This is a genomic window from Pseudomonas sp. MPR-R2A5, from assembly GCF_058793055.1.
This window is the reverse complement of the sequence record NZ_JBXAFK010000008.1, coordinates 117,435-134,075: the sequence shown is the minus strand read 5'-3', so window position 1 is coordinate 134,075 and position 16,641 is coordinate 117,435. Positions and strand designations below refer to the sequence as shown.

At 61.4% G+C, this 16,641-nt stretch carries 13 protein-coding genes; 6 read left to right on the top strand and 7 right to left on the bottom strand.

Going from position 1 to position 16,641, the window contains the following annotated elements:
- The 4 genes from AC1Q6I_RS08900 (at position 1) to lpxC (ending at position 4,441) form a co-directional block, all read left to right on the top strand.
- Positions 1 to 867 carry a cell division protein FtsQ/DivIB gene (locus AC1Q6I_RS08900; RefSeq protein ID WP_069075283.1) on the top strand — a complete coding sequence of 289 codons (867 nt, stop codon included), beginning with the start codon at positions 1 to 3 and terminating at the stop codon, positions 865 to 867.
- A gap of 15 nt (positions 868 to 882) precedes the next feature.
- Positions 883 to 2,145, top strand: coding sequence for a cell division protein FtsA (gene ftsA, locus AC1Q6I_RS08895; protein WP_024073522.1), 1,263 nt, complete (start codon positions 883 to 885; stop codon positions 2,143 to 2,145).
- Between the two features lie 75 nt (positions 2,146 to 2,220).
- Positions 2,221 to 3,417 carry a cell division protein FtsZ gene (gene ftsZ / locus AC1Q6I_RS08890; RefSeq protein ID WP_024073523.1) on the top strand — a complete coding sequence of 399 codons (1,197 nt, stop codon included), beginning with the start codon at positions 2,221 to 2,223 and terminating at the stop codon, positions 3,415 to 3,417.
- A gap of 112 nt (positions 3,418 to 3,529) precedes the next feature.
- Positions 3,530 to 4,441 (top strand): UDP-3-O-acyl-N-acetylglucosamine deacetylase, encoded by a 912-nt coding sequence (lpxC, locus tag AC1Q6I_RS08885; protein WP_003171886.1) that lies wholly within the window; start codon positions 3,530 to 3,532, stop codon positions 4,439 to 4,441.
- A 174-nt stretch (positions 4,442 to 4,615) separates the two neighbouring features.
- Here the strand turns inward: lpxC and AC1Q6I_RS08880 are convergent, their stop codons facing one another.
- The 6 genes from AC1Q6I_RS08880 to AC1Q6I_RS08855 form a co-directional block, all read right to left on the bottom strand.
- The gene (locus AC1Q6I_RS08880) at positions 4,616 to 6,115 is read right to left on the bottom strand and encodes a GGDEF domain-containing protein (protein ID WP_102624396.1); all 1,500 of its coding nucleotides are present in this window, start codon (positions 6,113 to 6,115) and stop codon (positions 4,616 to 4,618) included.
- Between the two features lie 85 nt (positions 6,116 to 6,200).
- Positions 6,201 to 7,523 (bottom strand): OprD family porin, encoded by a 1,323-nt coding sequence (locus tag AC1Q6I_RS08875; RefSeq protein ID WP_102624395.1) that lies wholly within the window; start codon positions 7,521 to 7,523, stop codon positions 6,201 to 6,203.
- A gap of 554 nt (positions 7,524 to 8,077) precedes the next feature.
- A complete protein-coding gene (locus AC1Q6I_RS08870; RefSeq protein WP_102624394.1) occupies positions 8,078 to 9,442 on the bottom strand; it encodes a heavy metal sensor histidine kinase in 1,365 nt (454 codons plus the stop codon).
- Positions 9,432 to 10,109 (bottom strand): heavy metal response regulator transcription factor, encoded by a 678-nt coding sequence (locus AC1Q6I_RS08865; RefSeq protein ID WP_024073527.1) that lies wholly within the window; start codon positions 10,107 to 10,109, stop codon positions 9,432 to 9,434. The genes AC1Q6I_RS08870 and AC1Q6I_RS08865 overlap by 11 nt, the downstream gene beginning before the upstream one ends.
- A gap of 31 nt (positions 10,110 to 10,140) precedes the next feature.
- Positions 10,141 to 13,236 carry a multidrug efflux RND transporter permease subunit gene (locus AC1Q6I_RS08860; protein ID WP_102624393.1) on the bottom strand — a complete coding sequence of 1,032 codons (3,096 nt, stop codon included), beginning with the start codon at positions 13,234 to 13,236 and terminating at the stop codon, positions 10,141 to 10,143.
- The gene (locus tag AC1Q6I_RS08855) at positions 13,233 to 14,399 is read right to left on the bottom strand and encodes an efflux RND transporter periplasmic adaptor subunit (protein ID WP_102624392.1); all 1,167 of its coding nucleotides are present in this window, start codon (positions 14,397 to 14,399) and stop codon (positions 13,233 to 13,235) included. Before AC1Q6I_RS08855 ends, AC1Q6I_RS08860 begins: the two co-directional genes overlap by 4 nt.
- Before the next feature lie 214 nt (positions 14,400 to 14,613).
- Here AC1Q6I_RS08855 and AC1Q6I_RS08850 point away from each other — a divergent pair, with 214 nt between their 5' ends.
- The gene (locus AC1Q6I_RS08850; RefSeq protein WP_069075288.1) at positions 14,614 to 14,847 is read left to right on the top strand and encodes a hypothetical protein; all 234 of its coding nucleotides are present in this window, start codon (positions 14,614 to 14,616) and stop codon (positions 14,845 to 14,847) included.
- A 177-nt stretch (positions 14,848 to 15,024) separates the two neighbouring features.
- Positions 15,025 to 15,810 carry a transporter substrate-binding domain-containing protein gene (locus AC1Q6I_RS08845; RefSeq protein WP_219730539.1) on the top strand — a complete coding sequence of 262 codons (786 nt, stop codon included), beginning with the start codon at positions 15,025 to 15,027 and terminating at the stop codon, positions 15,808 to 15,810.
- Positions 15,811 to 15,875: 65 nt separating this feature from the next.
- Here AC1Q6I_RS08845 and AC1Q6I_RS08840 read toward each other — a convergent pair whose 3' ends face one another.
- Entirely contained in the window at positions 15,876 to 16,619 is a 744-nt protein-coding gene (locus AC1Q6I_RS08840) for a YkgJ family cysteine cluster protein (protein ID WP_102624391.1), read from the bottom strand.
- Positions 16,620 to 16,641 lie beyond the last annotated feature (22 nt).

The window sequence follows — 16,641 nt, the reverse complement described above, 5'->3', positions numbered from 1 at the left end:
ATGAAAGGCGCATCGCTTCGTCATCAGCCCCCCGCACCCGGCCGCAAGCCGGTGCCACGGGGTGCCAGTCGAATGGTGGCTAAAGAGCCGATGTCGGCGCGCCTGCCGAAAGCCAACTTTGGTTTTATCAAGGCGCTGTTCTGGCCGGTGCTGCTGGTGGTGCTGGGCTTCGGCACTTACGAAGGCGCACAGCGTCTATTGCCGTATGCCGACCGGCCGATCACCAAGATCAGCGTGCAGGGCGACTTGAGCTACATCAGCCAGCAAGCGGTGCAGCAGCGCATCGGGCCGTTCCTCGCCGCGAGCTTCTTCACCATCGACCTGGCCGGCATGCGCCGGGAGCTGGAACAGATGCCGTGGATCGCCCATGCCGAAGTCCGTCGCGTCTGGCCGGACCAGGTGACGATCCGCCTGGAAGAACAACTGCCCGTGGCCCGTTGGGGTGACGAAGCGCTGTTGAACAACCAGGGCCAGGCGTTCACGCCGCGTGAGCTGGCCAACTACGAGCACCTGCCGCAGTTGTTCGGGCCGCAGCGGGCGCAACAGCAAGTGATGCAGCAGTACCAGGCCTTGAGCCAGATGCTGCGGCCATTGGGCTTCTCCATTGCACGCCTGGAACTGCGTGAGCGGGGCAGCTGGTTTTTGACGACCGGGGCAGGCAGTTCCGGCCCGGGCATCGAGTTGTTGCTGGGACGCGACCACCTGGTGGAAAAGATGCGCCGCTTCATCGCCATCTATGACAAGACCTTGAAAGAACAGATTACGAACATTGCGAGCGTCGACCTGCGTTACGCCAACGGCCTTGCCGTCGGCTGGCGTGAACCGGCTGCGCCCACGGCAGCGCAACCCGCTGTCGCGAAGAATTAAGAAGAGGCAGGACCCATGGCAAACGTGCAAAGCGGCAAAATGATCGTCGGTCTCGATATCGGCACCTCCAAGGTGGTGGCGCTGGTGGGCGAGGTCGGGGAAGACGGCACGATCGAAATCGTCGGTATTGGCACGCATCCGTCCCGGGGCCTGAAGAAGGGCGTGGTGGTGAACATCGAGTCCACCGTGCAATCGATCCAGCGCGCCATTGAAGAAGCGCAGCTGATGGCCGGTTGCCGGATTCACTCGGCGTTCGTCGGCGTGGCCGGCAACCATATCCGCAGCCTGAACTCCCACGGCATCGTGGCGATCCGCGACCGTGAAGTCAGCTCGGCCGACCTCGAGCGCGTGCTCGACGCCGCCCAGGCCGTGGCGATCCCGGCTGACCAGCGCGTGTTGCACACCCTGCCGCAGGACTACGTGATCGACAACCAGGAAGGCGTGCGCGAGCCCCTGGGCATGTCGGGCGTACGCCTGGAGGCCAAGGTCCACGTGGTGACCTGCGCCGTCAACGCCGCGCAGAACATTGAGAAGTGCGTGCGCCGCTGCGGCCTGGAAATCGACGACATCATCCTTGAGCAACTGGCTTCGGCCTACTCGGTACTGACCGACGACGAAAAAGAACTGGGCGTATGCCTGGTGGACATCGGCGGCGGCACCACCGACATCGCGATCTTCACCGAGGGTGCGATCCGTCACACCGCTGTGATCCCGATTGCTGGCGACCAGGTCACCAACGACATCGCCATGGCGCTGCGTACACCGACCCAGTACGCCGAAGAAATCAAGATTCGCTACGCCTGCGCCCTGGCCAAGCTGGCGGGTGCCGGTGAGACCATCAAGGTGCCAAGCGTGGGCGACCGTCCACCGCGCGAACTGTCGCGCCAGGCCTTGGCCGAAGTGGTCGAACCACGCTACGACGAGCTCTTCACCCTGATCCAGGCTGAACTGCGCCGCAGCGGCTACGAAGATTTGATCCCGGCCGGCATCGTGCTGACCGGTGGTACCTCGAAGATGGAAGGCGCGGTCGAACTGGCCGAGGAAATCTTCCATATGCCGGTGCGCCTGGGCGTGCCCCATGGCGTCAAGGGCTTGGGCGATGTTGTGCGCAACCCGATTTATTCCACCGGTGTGGGCTTGCTGTTGTACGGGCTGCAAAAGCAGACCGATGGCATTTCCCTGTCGGGCCCGAGCAACCGAGACAGCTACCGCAGCGACGACGAAGCCAAAGCGCCGTTGTTCGAGCGGTTGCAGGCTTGGATCAAAGGCAATTTCTAACGAATTACCGCAACACCGCAACACGGCAAAAAAGCAGTAGGCGAAAAAACTAGAGAAAACGAAAGGAGAGGGAACATGTTCGAACTCGTAGACAACATCCCCGCCAGCCCGGTCATCAAAGTGATCGGTGTCGGCGGTGGCGGCGGCAACGCTGTCAACCATATGGTCAAGAGCAACATTGAAGGCGTTGAATTCATCTGCGCCAACACTGATGCCCAGGCGCTGAAAAGCATCGGCGCGCGGACCATCCTGCAATTGGGCACAGCCGTGACCAAGGGCCTCGGCGCTGGCGCCAATCCGGAAGTCGGCCGTCAAGCCGCCCTGGAAGACCGCGAGCGTATTGCTGAAGTGCTGCAAGGCACCAACATGGTGTTCATCACCACTGGCATGGGCGGCGGTACCGGTACCGGTGCGGCGCCAATCATTGCCGAAGTGGCCAAGGAAATGGGGATCCTGACGGTTGCCGTCGTGACCCGTCCGTTCCCGTTCGAAGGCCGCAAGCGCATGCAGATCGCCGACGAAGGTATCCGTCTGCTGTCTGAAAGTGTTGACTCGTTGATCACCATCCCCAACGAGAAATTGCTGACCATCCTGGGCAAGGACGCGAGCCTGCTGTCCGCGTTTGCCAAGGCTGACGATGTACTGGCCGGTGCCGTTCGCGGTATTTCCGACATCATCAAGCGCCCGGGCATGATCAACGTCGACTTTGCCGACGTACGTACTGTCATGAGCGAAATGGGCATGGCGATGATGGGCACTGGCTGCGCCAGCGGTCCGAACCGTGCACGCGAAGCCACTGAAGCGGCCATCCGCAACCCACTGCTGGAAGACGTGAACCTGCAAGGCGCACGCGGCATCCTGGTGAACATCACCGCCGGTCCTGACCTGTCCCTGGGTGAGTACTCCGACGTGGGTAGCATCATCGAAGCCTTCGCTTCCGAGCACGCAATGGTCAAGGTCGGTACCGTTATCGATCCGGACATGCGCGATGAACTGCACGTGACCGTGGTTGCAACTGGCCTGGGCGCGAAAATCGAGAAGCCTGTGAAGGTCATCGACAATACCGTTCATACCAGCCACGCCAGCCAGTCGGCTGCCGCTCCAGCGCCTTCGCGCCAGGAACTGCCGTCGGTGAACTACCGTGACCTGGATCGTCCGACCGTGATGCGCAACCAGGCTCAGGCCGGTGCTGCGGCGTCCCGTAGCCCGAATCCGCAAGATGACCTGGACTACCTGGACATCCCGGCTTTCCTGCGTCGTCAGGCCGATTAATGGAATGTATCAGGGCTATGAAGGTGATTGGTGTTCAGCAAAGGTCTGGTCTGCTATTATCGCCAGCCTTTGTTGATACCAGTTCGCAATTTGCGCTGAAGCGGTCCAAGCCATGATTAAACAACGCACCCTGAAGAATATTATTCGTGCCACAGGTGTAGGTCTGCACTCCGGGGAGAAGGTATACCTGACCCTCAAGCCTGCACCTGTCGACACCGGCATCGTGTTTGTGCGTGCCGACCTGGACCCTGTGGTGCAGATTCCTGCTCGCGCGGAAAATGTTGGCGAAACCACGATGTCGACCACGTTGGTCAACGGTGACGTCAAAGTGGACACGGTGGAGCACTTGCTCTCGGCCATGGCCGGTTTGGGCATCGATAACGCCTACGTCGAGCTCTCCGCGTCCGAAGTCCCGATCATGGATGGCAGCGCTGGACCCTTCGTATTCTTGATTCAATCTGCCGGCCTGGAAGAACAGGACGCAGCCAAGAAGTTCATACGCATTCTGCGGGAAGTGACAGTAGAAGACGGCGACAAGCGCGCCACCTTCGTCCCGTTCGAAGGCTTTAAAGTGAGCTTTGAGATCGATTTCGACCACCCGGTATTCCGTGACCGCACCCAAAGTGCAAGCGTGGATTTTTCCAGCACTTCGTTCGTAAAAGAAGTCAGCCGCGCCCGTACCTTTGGTTTCATGAGTGACATCGAGTACCTGCGCAAGCACAACCTCGCACTCGGCGGCAGCGTTGAAAACGCCATTGTGGTCGACGCGGATGGTGTACTGAACGAAGACGGCCTTCGCTATGAAGACGAATTCGTGAAGCACAAGATCCTCGATGCAATCGGTGACCTCTACCTGCTGGGCAATAGCCTGATAGGCGAGTTCAAAGGCTTCAAGTCGGGCCACGCCCTTAACAACCAGCTGCTGCGCAAGTTGATTGAGCAGACAGACGCTTGGGAAGTCGTGACCTTCGAAGATGCCAGCACCGCACCGATCTCTTACATGCGTCCCGTTGCGGCGGTGTAAGTAACAACTCTCTTTCTTTAGTTTTGAAAGGCTGCCTTCGGGTGGCCTTTTTTTATGTCCGTTGCAACAGCGCCGCCCCCTGCAGGAGCGAGCTTGCTCGCGAAAAACCTGAGTGCGCCGCAATAAACCTGGTGCCCGCGTTATCGTTGACGTTCTTCGCGAGCAAGCTCGCTCCTACAGGGGCTGGGTTGCGGCATCGACAATGCAGTTTCGGCCACTGTGCTTGGCTTCATACAGCGCCTGGTCCGCACTCAGCATCAACGCCTCCAATGACATGCGGCTGCGTTTGTCCCAAGTGCTCATGCCGATGCTGACGGTAATCGGCCGTTCATCTTCCGCCACCCGTGGCAAGTGCTCGACGCTGCTGCGGATATGCTCGGCGATCAGCCAGGCGCCCTTGGCGTCGGTGTCGGGCAGCACCACCGCGAATTCCTCCCCGCCATAGCGCGCCGCCAGGTCAGCCGGGCGGCGGATATTGTTGCCGATCACCTGGGCCACGGTGCGCAACGCTTCGTCGCCGCCACTGTGGCCATGGCGGTCGTTGAACGCCTTGAAGTGGTCCACGTCGATCATCAGCAGTGTCAGCGGTTCTGTGGAGCGTTGGGCGCGATCCCATTCCAGACGCAGGCGCTCGTCAAGGACGCGGCGGTTGGGCAGGCCCGTCAGGGCATCGGTGGCTGCTTGTTCTGACAGCACTCTCTCCGCACGATAGCGCCGGCGCAGTTCCCGGCGCAGCATCCAGGTGAGCCACAACAGGCCGATACACAGGATGCCCGTGGCGCCGCTGGTGAGCAGCGCGACACGTTTCCAGGGGGCGAATACGTCTTCACTGGGGAGCGCCACCACCACGATCAGCGGCAGTTCGCCGACATTGGTGAACGTGAACAGGCGCTCCTTGCCGCTGATGGCGGAGATGGCCTGGAAGCTGCCGCTTCCATCGCGCAGCATGCGTTTGAAGTTCGGTCGCTCGCTCAGGTCTTTGTCGATCATGTCGCGTTCAAGCAAAGGTTGCTGGGCCAGCAGGATGCCTTTGTTGTTCAGCAGGTTGACGCTGCTGCCGTTGCCGATCGTCAGGGTGCTGAACAACTGGTCGAAATACGCCAGGCGCATGGTGGCGACCGCGACGCCGGCGAACTCACCATTGGGCCCCGACACGCGCCGGCTGAATGCGATGCGCCAGACCTGGTCGCAGTCGCAATGGATCTTGAACGGTCGGCTGATAAACAAGCCCGCCTGGGCGTCCTTGGCATGCACCTGGAAATAATCACGGTTGGCAAAATTGCGCGGAGTGGGCTGCAGGGTCGAGGAGTCGGCGATCACCGCTCCGGTGGCATCCAACAACAGCACCTCACCCTTGAAAGGTGCCGCCATGGACAAGTCAAACTGCACCAGGTGTCGGATATTCGCGGCAACCTGTGACAGGTCCTCGCGTTGCGTGGCGGTAATCAGTCCCTTGAGGGCCAGGTCGTACAACTCGACGTTTCGCAGTACATCGGCATTGATCAGTTGGGCAATGTTGGTGGTTGAACGCTTGGCCGCCTGCAAGGTGCTGGCGTGTTCGCGGATCAACAGTGCGGCGACGATGATCACAATCAGGACGACGGTGAGGCCGCTGCCCAGCATCAGCAATAGTTCGGGGTGTGCAGGTGAGGTGCGAGTAGGGCGTGGGCTCATCGGGCAGACTTCAGCGGTGACGATGCTGGCAGTTTAGTTCTACCCGATGAAAATTAAATACTTGGTTAAAAAGAAACTGTGCGCGTCAAAACACGTTGATCGGATAGTCGACGATCACCCGGTACTCATCCACATCCCGATCCACCGTCGAGTAACCCCGGCCGCCACGGTTGGTCGCCCATTGCAGGCGCACCGCCAGGTCCTTGGCCTTGCCGCCTTGCACCACATACTTCAGGTCGACATCCCGTTCCCAGTGCCTGGCGTCTTTGCCGTCTGCGCTGTACCAGGCGCTGTAGCCACGACTTTGCGGGTCGACCTTGGTCAGGTCGGTCTTGCCGCTGATGTAGGACACCGCCGAGGTCAGGCCCGGCATGCCGAGGCCGACGAAGTCATAGGCGTACTTGAGCTTCCACGAGCGTTCGTTGGGGCCGTTGAAGTCCGAGTACTGCTGGGAGTTGTCCAGGTACACGCTGTCGCCCTGGGTGATGTAGTCGAACGGCGTGTTGCCGTTGACCCGCTGGTAGGCGGCGGTGACGCTGTGGTTGCCCACGCCCACGGTGAAATGCAGGCTGTAGGTGTTGTTGTCGATGGCACCGAGCAGCGACTGGCCGGTGTCCTGGGTGTGGTAATAGTGCAGGCCCGGGTTGAGGCTAATCAGGTCGTTCAACGCGTAGGTGTAGTCCAGGTCGTAGTAGTACTGGTGCCACACGTCCTTGAGTTCAGAGGCGTAGAGATTGCTGGTCAGACCCGGGATGGCGCTGAACGACACACCGGCCCAATCCAGGTGCTGGTTGTCGGCATGGTCCGGCAGTGCGCCGTAGCTGGTGCCGATGCGCTGATGGCCGCTCTGGTTGTAGAGCTTGGTGAAACTGGCCTGGCCGCCTTCGAGCATCCAGCCGTCGAAGCTGTGGTTGACCAGGCTCACGCCACGGAAGGTCTGCGGCAGCATGCGGGTCATGCCGCCGGCAATCACCGGGTTGTTGAGGAACAGGTCGCCCGCTTTCACCTCGGTGTCGAACGCCCGCATCTTCAAGGTACCGCCCGCCGTGGAGAACGAGCCGGGTGCCTTGCCGTTGCCGCTGCCATACGGAAGGATGCTGGAACCGTCGGTGCCGCCACCCCCGTCGAGCTTGAGGCCGAGCATGGCGTGGGCGTCCAGGCCGAAACCAACGGTGCCCTGGGTGTAGCCGGATTCGAAGGTGCCCAGAAAGCCCTGGCCCCACTCCTTGCTGTCATCGGTATGAATATCGCGACGGTCGCGGTTCATGTAGTAGTTGCGGGTGTTGATATTGAGGTGGGCGCCTTCGACAAAACCGTCGGCGGGAGGCGCGTCTGCTGCATGGGCCAGAGGGACGATCGTTGCGGTAATCGCGAGAAATAACGGGGTGAACGTCAGCGAGTTCTTCACCGGTGGAGCTCCTTGGGTCAATCGGAAACGGCCAATGTCGTGGGGGTGTGCCTGGCCTTTTTTTACGGCAAAAAAAAGCCGCTGAAGTCAGCGGCTTTAAGACAGATTCCCAGTGTAGAGCCCTGGAAATATGTCGAGGGAAATTCGGGTAAGCGGGTCAGCTGTCTTTGCCGTCGCGCTCATCGATGCGTCAAATTAACGCAGGCGAGCGGTCCGATACAGAGTGTAACAAGATAATGACTGTTGCCGAAATCGCAACAGTAGTGAGGGCCAAGCCCTAATACTTGTCAGTTAAAAGATAGAACGAGCAAACAGTCACCTGTGGCGAGCGGGCTTGCCCCGCGTTGGGCTGTGTAGCAGCCCCAAAACCAGGCACCGCGGTGTGTCAGTTAAAAACACATCGCCTGTAATGGGGCTGCTTCGCAGCCCAACGCGGGGCAAGCCCGCTCGCCACAGTTACAGTTACAGTTACAGTTACAGTTACAGTGTTCCTCCTTGACTGACTGGCATTAGGGCAAGCCCCCTCCCACATGTGACCGAGGTGTTTTCAAGATTTAGATTGGCAGGGTGATGCCAAAGGTATTGCCACCGGGCTCGCTGCGTACGAACACATCGCCGCCATGCATCAGCGCAATCGCCTTGACGATGGCCAGGCCCAACCCGTGATTCGCCCCGCTGTTGCTGCGCGACGCGTCCACCCGATAGAAGCGTTCGAACAGCCGTGGCAGGTGTTCGCTGGCAATCACTTCGCCGGGGTTGGTCACGCCGATCGTCACCTGATGTTCCAGCACTTCGATGTTCACGTCGATCACCTGCCCAGGCGCGGTGTGCTGCACTGCATTGCTCAGCAGGTTGATCAGCGCTCGGCGCAGGTGGGCTTTTTCGATCTGCACCTGGGCGTCGCCGTGGACCTGCACCTGGACCTGAGCGTCTTCGAGGATGAAGTCCAGGTAGTCGAGGGTGGTGGCAACCTCGTCGGCCAATGAGCTTTCAATCAGCTTGGTGGCCTTGCTGCCCTGGTCGGCGCTGGCGAGGAACAGCATGTCGTTGATGATCGAACGCAGGCGTTCCAATTCTTCGAGGTTGGATTGCAGTACCTCGAAATAATGTTCGGCCGAACGTCCGCGTGTCAGGGCAACCTGGGTCTGGCCGATCAGGTTGGTCAGCGGCGAACGCAGCTCGTGGGCGACGTCGGCGTTGAACGACTCCAGGCGTGAGTAAGCCTGCTCTACGCGGTCGAGGGTGGCGTTGAACGAGTTGACGAACTGACTCAGTTCCGGCGGCAGAGGCGACAGTTGCAGGCGCCCGGAGAGCTTCGGCGGCGCCAGCTTCTGTGCTTCATCCGAGAGTTTGCTCAGCGGCTTGAGGCCAATGCGCGACACCCAGAACCCCAGCAGCGACGCCAGCACCACGCCGACCAGTGCCAGGCTCACCAACGCCACCAGCAGATGGTGCTGGGTGGCACGGAAGTTATCGGTGTCGATGGCGATCATGAAACGCAGCGGCGGGCGTTGGTCCTTGGCCGGGAATTGGCTCACCAGTACCTTGAACGGGTATTCGCGCCCCGGCAGGCGCAGATCGCGCTTACCCGTCGGGCCTTCGGCGAAGGCGCGGATCTGCGCATCGGGGTTGCCATACTCGTAGTTCGGATCGCTGCTGACGACCCAAAAACGGATACGTTTGTCTTCCTCACCCAATAATTTGAGCTTGGCTTGAATCTTCGCCCAATGGTCCGGTGTACCGAAGCGGTTCACAGAGGATTCCAACACGCTGTAGCGCGCGTCCAGCTCCGCCCCGGGTAGCAGGCCCAGGCTGCGGTCCACCTGCTGATACAGCGCGCCGCCGATCAACAGGAAGATCAGCGCCGCCACGAGGGTGAACAGGCTGCTCAGACGCAGGGCAATGGAGTTAGCCGACACTGCGATTCTCCAGCACATAGCCCATGCCGCGAATGGTGTGCAGCAGCTTGTGTTCGAACGGCCCGTCGAGTTTGGCGCGCAGGCGCTTGATCGCCACTTCCACCACGTTGGCGTCGCTGTCGAAATTGATGTCCCAGACCATTTCTGCAATCGATGTCTTGGAGAGGATCTCGCCCTGGCGCCGCGCTAACACACTGAGCAGCGAGAACTCCTTGGCGGTCAGGTCCAGGCGCACGCCGTTGCGGCTGGCTTTGCGGCTGATCAGGTCGATCCACAGGTCGGCGACCGTCACCTGCACCGGCTCGTGGCCGCCGCTGCGGCGGGTCAGGGCTTGCAGGCGCGCCACCAGTTCGAGGAATGAAAACGGTTTGCCGAGGTAATCGTCGGCACCTTCGCGTAGCCCGCGGATACGGTCTTCCACGCGTTCACGGGCGGTCAGCATGATCACCGGTGTCTGCTTGCGCGCGCGCAACGCCCGCAACACGCCAAAGCCGTCGAGGCCAGGCAGCATCACGTCGAGCACGATCACCGCGTAATCGTTTTCCAGCGCCAAGTGCAAACCCTCGACGCCTTCGCGGGCCACGTCGACGGTGTAGCCTTGCTCCGTCAGGCCGCGGTGCAGGTAGTCGGCGGTTTTTTCTTCATCTTCAACAATCAATACGCGCATGAGCCTTTTGCTCCAGGGCGGTGCCTTGGCCTCAGTGTGTGGTCGCCAGCTCGGCAGCTGGTTTGGGCCGGTGGAAAAACTTTTCGAGGTACAAGTATATGACCGGTGTGGTGAACAACGTCAGCGCCTGGCTCACCAGCAACCCGCCGACCACCGCGATGCCCAGCGGCTGGCGCATTTCCGCGCCAGGGCCGGCACCGAGCATCAACGGCACGGCGCCGAGCAGGGCGGCGAGGGTGGTCATGATGATGGGCCGGAACCGTGTGACACAGGCTTCATAGATCGCCTCCTCTGGCGATAGCCCGCGTACGCGCTGGGCTTCCAGGGCGAAGTCGATCATCAGGATGCCGTTCTTCTTCACGATCCCGATCAGCAGTACCAGGCCGATCAGGGCCATGATCGAAAAGTCCTGGCCCATCAGCGACAGCATGATCAGTGCGCCCAACCCCGCCGACGGCAAGGTCGAGATAATCGTCAGCGGATGCACGAAGCTCTCGTACAGCACGCCGAGAATGATGTAGACCGCCACCAGTGCCGCCAGGATCAGCCACGGTTGGCTGGCCAGCGAACTCTGGAACGCCTGGGCCGCGCCCTGGAAGTTACCAATGATGGTGGCCGGCATGCCGATTTCATTCTTGGCCTGGTTGAGCATGATCACCGCATCCCCCAGCGCCACGCCGGGGGCGAGGTTGAACGACAGGTTGGCGGCCGGGAACATGCCGTCGTGGCTGATGGACAAGGGCCCTACGGTCGGCGGGTCGACCTTGGCCACTGCCGCCAACGGCACCATCTCATTGGTCAGCGGCGAGCGCAGGTAGAAGTAGTTCAGGCTTTCGGCCTTGCCGCGTTGCTGGGTGTCCAACTCCAGCACCACCTGGTACTGGTTGATCTCGGTCTGGAACTCTTTGATCTGACGTTGGCCGAAGGCGTCGTACAGCGCCTGGTCGACATCGGTGGCGGTCAGTCCGAACCGTGCGGCGGCCTGACGGTCGATGCTGATGTGGGTAATGCTGCCACCCAGTTGCAGGTCGTTGGACAGGTCGCGAAACGCCGGGTTGGCGCGCAGTTTTTCGGTGAGGCGTTGGGTCCAGGTATTCAGCGTCGGGCCGTCGTTGCTCTTGAGCACGTACTGGTATTGGGCGCGGCTCGGGCCGGAGCTGAGGTTGATGTCCTGGCCGGCGCGCAGGTACAGCACGATGCCGGGCACCTTGGCCAGTTTCGGGCGGATGCGGTCGATGAACTGGCTGGCGGACACATCGCGATCACCGCGGTCTTTCAAGGCGATCCAGAACCGCCCGTTGGCAATGGTCTGGTTGCTGCCGGTCACCCCCACCGAGTGGGAAAACGCCTCGACCGCCGGGTCGTCCTTGACGATCTCGGCCAGGGCCTTGTGCTTGGCGACCATGTCCGGGTACGACACGTCGGCTGCCGCTTCGCTGGTGCCGAGCACGAAGCCGGTGTCTTGCACCGGAAAGAAACCCTTGGGAATAAACACATAGCCGACCACGGCCAGGGCCAGGGTCACCACGAAAATGACGCCCATCGTGCGTTGATGGGCCAGGGCGCGGCGCAGGGTGCGTGCATAGCCGGCCAGCAGGCGTTCACTGAAGCTGGGTTTGTCGTGGGCAGGATGGGTTGGGGCGCGCATGAACAGCGCCGCCAGGGTAGGCGCCAGCGTCAACGAGACCACCACCGAAATCAGGATGGTCGAGGTCGCCGTCAGCGCGAACTCCTTGAACAACCGTCCGACCACGCCGCCCATGAACAGCAGCGGGATAAACGCCGCCACCAGCGAGAAGCTGATGGACACCACGGTAAAGCCAATCTCGCCGGCGCCCTTGATCGCTGCTTCGCGCTTGTCCAGCCCGGCTTCGAGGTGGCGGTGAATGTTTTCCACCACCACGATGGCATCGTCCACCACAAAGCCCACGGCGATCACGATCGCCACCAGGGTCAGGTTGTTCAGGCTGAAGCCCATCAGGTACATCAGCGCAAAACTGGCGATCAGTGACACGCCGAGCACGCTGGACACAATCATTGTGGCGGACAACTGGCGCAGGAACAGCGCCATCACCGCCACCACCAGCAAGATGGCGATCAACAGGGTGACTTCCACCTCATGCAAGGACGCACGGATGGTCTTGGTGCGGTCGCTCAATACACTGACCTGCACGGATGCCGGCAACATGGCTTGCAGGCGCGGCAGTTCCGATTGGATGCGGTCGACGGTCTCGACGATATTCGCGCCAGGCTGGCGCGAGATCACCAGGTTGACCCCCGGCGTGTCGCCGGACCAGGCCTGCACGTAGGCGTTTTCCGAACCGTTGATGACTTTGGCGATATCGCGCAGTTGTACCGGCGCGCCGTCCTTGTAGGACACGATCAGTTGGGCGTAGTCCTCGGGGTGGAACAACTGGTCGTTGGCCGACAGGGTCGACACGCTGTTTTTCCCGTAGATCGCGCCTTTGGCCAGGTTCAGGCTCGATTGCTGGATGGCCACGCGGATGTCGGCCAGGGTCAGGCCAATCGCGGCCAGTTTATCCGGTGAGGCCTGCACGCGAATTGCCGGACGTTGTTGGCCGGTGATGTTGATCTGGCCGACGCCGTCGATCTGGCTGATCTGGCGCGCCAGCAGGGTTTCCACGTAGTCGCTCAGCTCGGTGCTGGGCATGCTGTCGGAGCTGACGCTGAGGATCAGCACCGGGCTGTCGGCCGGGTTGACCTTTTTCCAGGTCGGCAGGCTCGGCATATCGCTGGGCAGTTTGCCGGACGCGGTATTGATCGCCGCCTGCACTTCCTGGGCGGCGGTGTCGATGCTCTTGTTGAGCGTGAATTGCAGGGTCAGGAGGCTGGAGCCCAGGGCACTGCTGGAGGTCATCTGGGTCATGCCGGGGATGGCGCTGAATTGCACCTCCAAGGGCGTGGCCACGGACGAGGCCATGGTGTCCGGGCTGGCGCCGGGCAGTTGCGCGGTGACTTGGATCGTCGGGAATTCCGCTTCCGGCAACGGCGCGATGGCCAGGCGCGGGAAGGCTATGATCCCGAGCAGCACCAGGGCAAACGTCAGCAGCAGGGTGGCGACGGGGTGATCGACGCACCAGGCCGAAGGTGAACGGCTGCCGTTCATGGCTGCACCTTGGCGTCGACGGTCTGGATCGTTTGTGGCGGGTCTTTGAGCACCTCCACCTGGGCGCCGGCCTTGAGGCGCGACTGGCCATCACTGACCAGCACATCACCGGCCTGCACGCCCGTGATGAGGTTGACGTCGCTGTTCTGGTAGGTCACTTGCACCGGCACGATCTCGACCTTGTTGCCGTTGACCCGGTACACGAAGTGCGAGTCCAGGCCGCGTTGCACCACGGTGGGCGGCACCACCAGCGCGTTCTTGTCGAGGGCGGTCTGGATCTTGATGGTCACCAGTTGCCCGGGCCACAAGCGTTGCGAGGGGTTGTTGAACTCGGCCTTGGCCCGCAGGGTGCCGGTGGTGGAGCTGATCTGGTTGTCGATCAGGCTCAAGTGGCCTTCGCCGAGCAGGTCGCCGGCCTGGCCGTCGGTGTCGGCGCCCAGGTAGGCGTCGACGCTGGCCTGGGTCGGCGCGGCGATCAGGCCTTGCAGGGTGGGCAGCATCTGTTGCGGCAGGGAAAACTCGACGGCAATCGGGTCGATCTGAGTGACCGAGAACAAGCCCTGGGCATCGCTTGTGCGCAGGAAGTTACCTTCATCTACCGTGCGGATACCCACGCGACCGCTGACTGGCGAGCGGATCTGGGTGTAGGAAAGCTGAACTTTCGCCGCGTCAATTGCAGCCTGGTTTCCCTGCGCGGTGGCCTTGAGCTGGTTGACCAGGGCTTGTTGCTGGTCGTAGGTCTGCTTGGACACGCCGTCGTCGATGCTCAGTTCCTTGTAGCGCTTGAGGTTGATCAGCGCCACTTGCAGTTGCGCCTGGTTTTCCCCCAACTGCGCCTTGGCCTGGTCGAGGCTGGCACGGATCGAGCGGTCATCAATGGTGGCGAGCAGATCACCTGCCTTCACCCGTTGGCCTTCCTTGACCAGTAATTGGGTGAGGATGCCGTCGACCTGGGGACGGATCACCACACTGTGCAATGACAATACCGTGCCGATCCCACTGACAAAGCGCGGGACGTCCTGTTGCACCACCTTCACCACCCGCACCGGGATCGCCGTTGGCGCAGCCAGCCTGGTCTTGGCCGGCCGGCCCAGGGCCCAGGCGGCAATGGCCAGCACCACCAGGACACCGACGATCAGGGCAGTTTTACGTTGAATTTGCATGGAGTGGCGCGCCAGGGCAAAGAGTGGGAAGAGTGTAGGGGCTTTATAGCGCGCCAACCCGGTCAGCAAGGTGACTGCTAACTGACAGCGCTGTCAGTAAACTCCGACCATTCGTACAGGTGGTGGTTAAAGATCCGAAGGGCGCAGGTATACTGCGCGCCAGTGTGGCCCGCAAGTCGGCCCCGCATCATTTTTTGCACGCTCCGGAGCTTCCATGAATTCCCCGACACAACCCCCTGTTGAAGCGGCCGACATCGTCGATCCGGCCAGCGCCGAAAGCGTTGAGAAGACCGAGATCCCGGCGTTCAAGTTTCCGTTCAAGCCGGGTGAACTGGCCGGGGCGAAAAATGCGGCCCAGCCTTGGTACAAGAACGGCGCCAAGAACGGCCACACCAAGTCGCCGGGCATGGCGCCACCGGGGACGCGTCGTTCAATGGGTAAACGCTGAGACTAACAAGTCGCACGCTGTGTCGACTATTGCCTACAGCGCGTGCTGATATTTCTGCTTGTAGGTCCGCGTCTATTTCTTGAAAGCTTGCACGACATTTGCTCCACCCCGGTCGGCTTTTACCGGGGGGCGGGGCGTGGTGAGGCTGGTTTTCCGGAAAAGGACGTCCCCGTGACCCTGAGACACCGCTGTGTGGCGCATACCTTATGGCTGTTGAGTGTGGTGTTCTGCACGGCAGCGGCGGGTGACCCACCCCGTCATGAAATTCGCTTCGCCGTCGCCGCACAATTTCCCCCGTTCCAAAGCCGCAATCAGCAAGGCCAACTGGTCGGGCTGAATATCGAACTGGGCAACGCTTTATGCCTGCAACTGAATGTGCGCTGTACCTGGGTCGACCAGGTGCTTGTGGAGAACTTTCCGGCCCTGGATGCCCACCAATTCGATGCGATCATGGGCATAGCCCAGACGTCGAAACGGCGGCAATGGGCGAACTTCACCGAAGACCTCTATCCGTTCACCACACGCCTGGTGGCCCGAAAATCATCGGGCCTGCTGCCCAGCGTGCGGTCCTTGAAAGGCAAGTGTGTCGGCGTATTGGTGGGGAGCAACCGCGAAGCCTTTGCCCTGGCGCAGTGGGCGCCGAAAGGCGTTATCGTCAAGGGCTTCTGGCGCAATGATGAGCTGGTACGCAGCCTGGTGGCAGGCGATATCGATGCCACGCTGCAAGGCACCGTGGAAATTCGCGAAGCCTTGCTCGACAGCGCCGAGGGCCAGGATTTCGATTTCCTCGGGCCCGCGGTTTCCGGGGAATTGCTGGGCAGCGGTGTGGCGATCGCCGTGCGCAAGCCTGACACCGCGTTGCGCAATGAGCTGAACGGCGCGTTGGAGCAACTGATGCACAACGGCGAATACCAGCGGATCATCCAGCCTTACCGCCTGGACGCCCCATTCCCCTCGCCGTGATGGCTAATAATTGCGCGGAACATGCGCTGGGAATGTCGCCCGCTATCGTGAGCGGGCCTGAAAGGCTAAGCCGCTCGCAACGGGATGAACGCATAATTGGCCGGCACCTCGGTGGCAATCTGCGCCCCGGCGTCGAGCAGCTGTTCGGCGATGTCCATTCCCGACACATGAAACACCCACTCATTGGCCACGCTCGGCTGGTCCGCCGCCCGCTCGATCGCCTGGGCAAACGCGCCCATGTCCGGCAGGTATGCGGTAAACCCATCGCCCTTGAGCGCCGTGGTCCGAATACCCAGCAAGGCGCACACCGCCTCCTTGGTCCGCACATCGTCACGGTCGGCCTGGCGCGAGCGGCGGATCAGTTCCGCCAGTTCCAGGTCCATCAACTCACCGCCGACGATCAGCGCCGGGCCCTGTTCCCAGGATTCCGGCGGGCAATCCTTGGCAGCCGGGTTCAGCGGGATATGCGGGTTGATCTCCATCGGGTAGATGCGGCACACCAGTGGCCGGCGCTCATAGATGCGACACAGGTTGTCTTCGTCAAGATTCCGGCAGCGTCCAGCGTTGTAGGCGGCAAATGTGATGGCCACGAACGCTTCGGTATTGCCGCTGGGCACCACCACTGATCGGCGTTCTGCGTGTTCACGTTGTGGCTGGGGCAGGCCCAGGCCATTGCCGAGAAAACCCTCCACCAGAACGATGACATTACCGCCGTCAGCCGCCCACTGTCGGGCTTCTTCGAGGGTCAGGGGGACGTGGTGGTCGGTGCAGCATTTGCCGCAACCGACGCAGGAAAAATGAGTGTTCATGGCGGAACTGTCACCAGGCAAG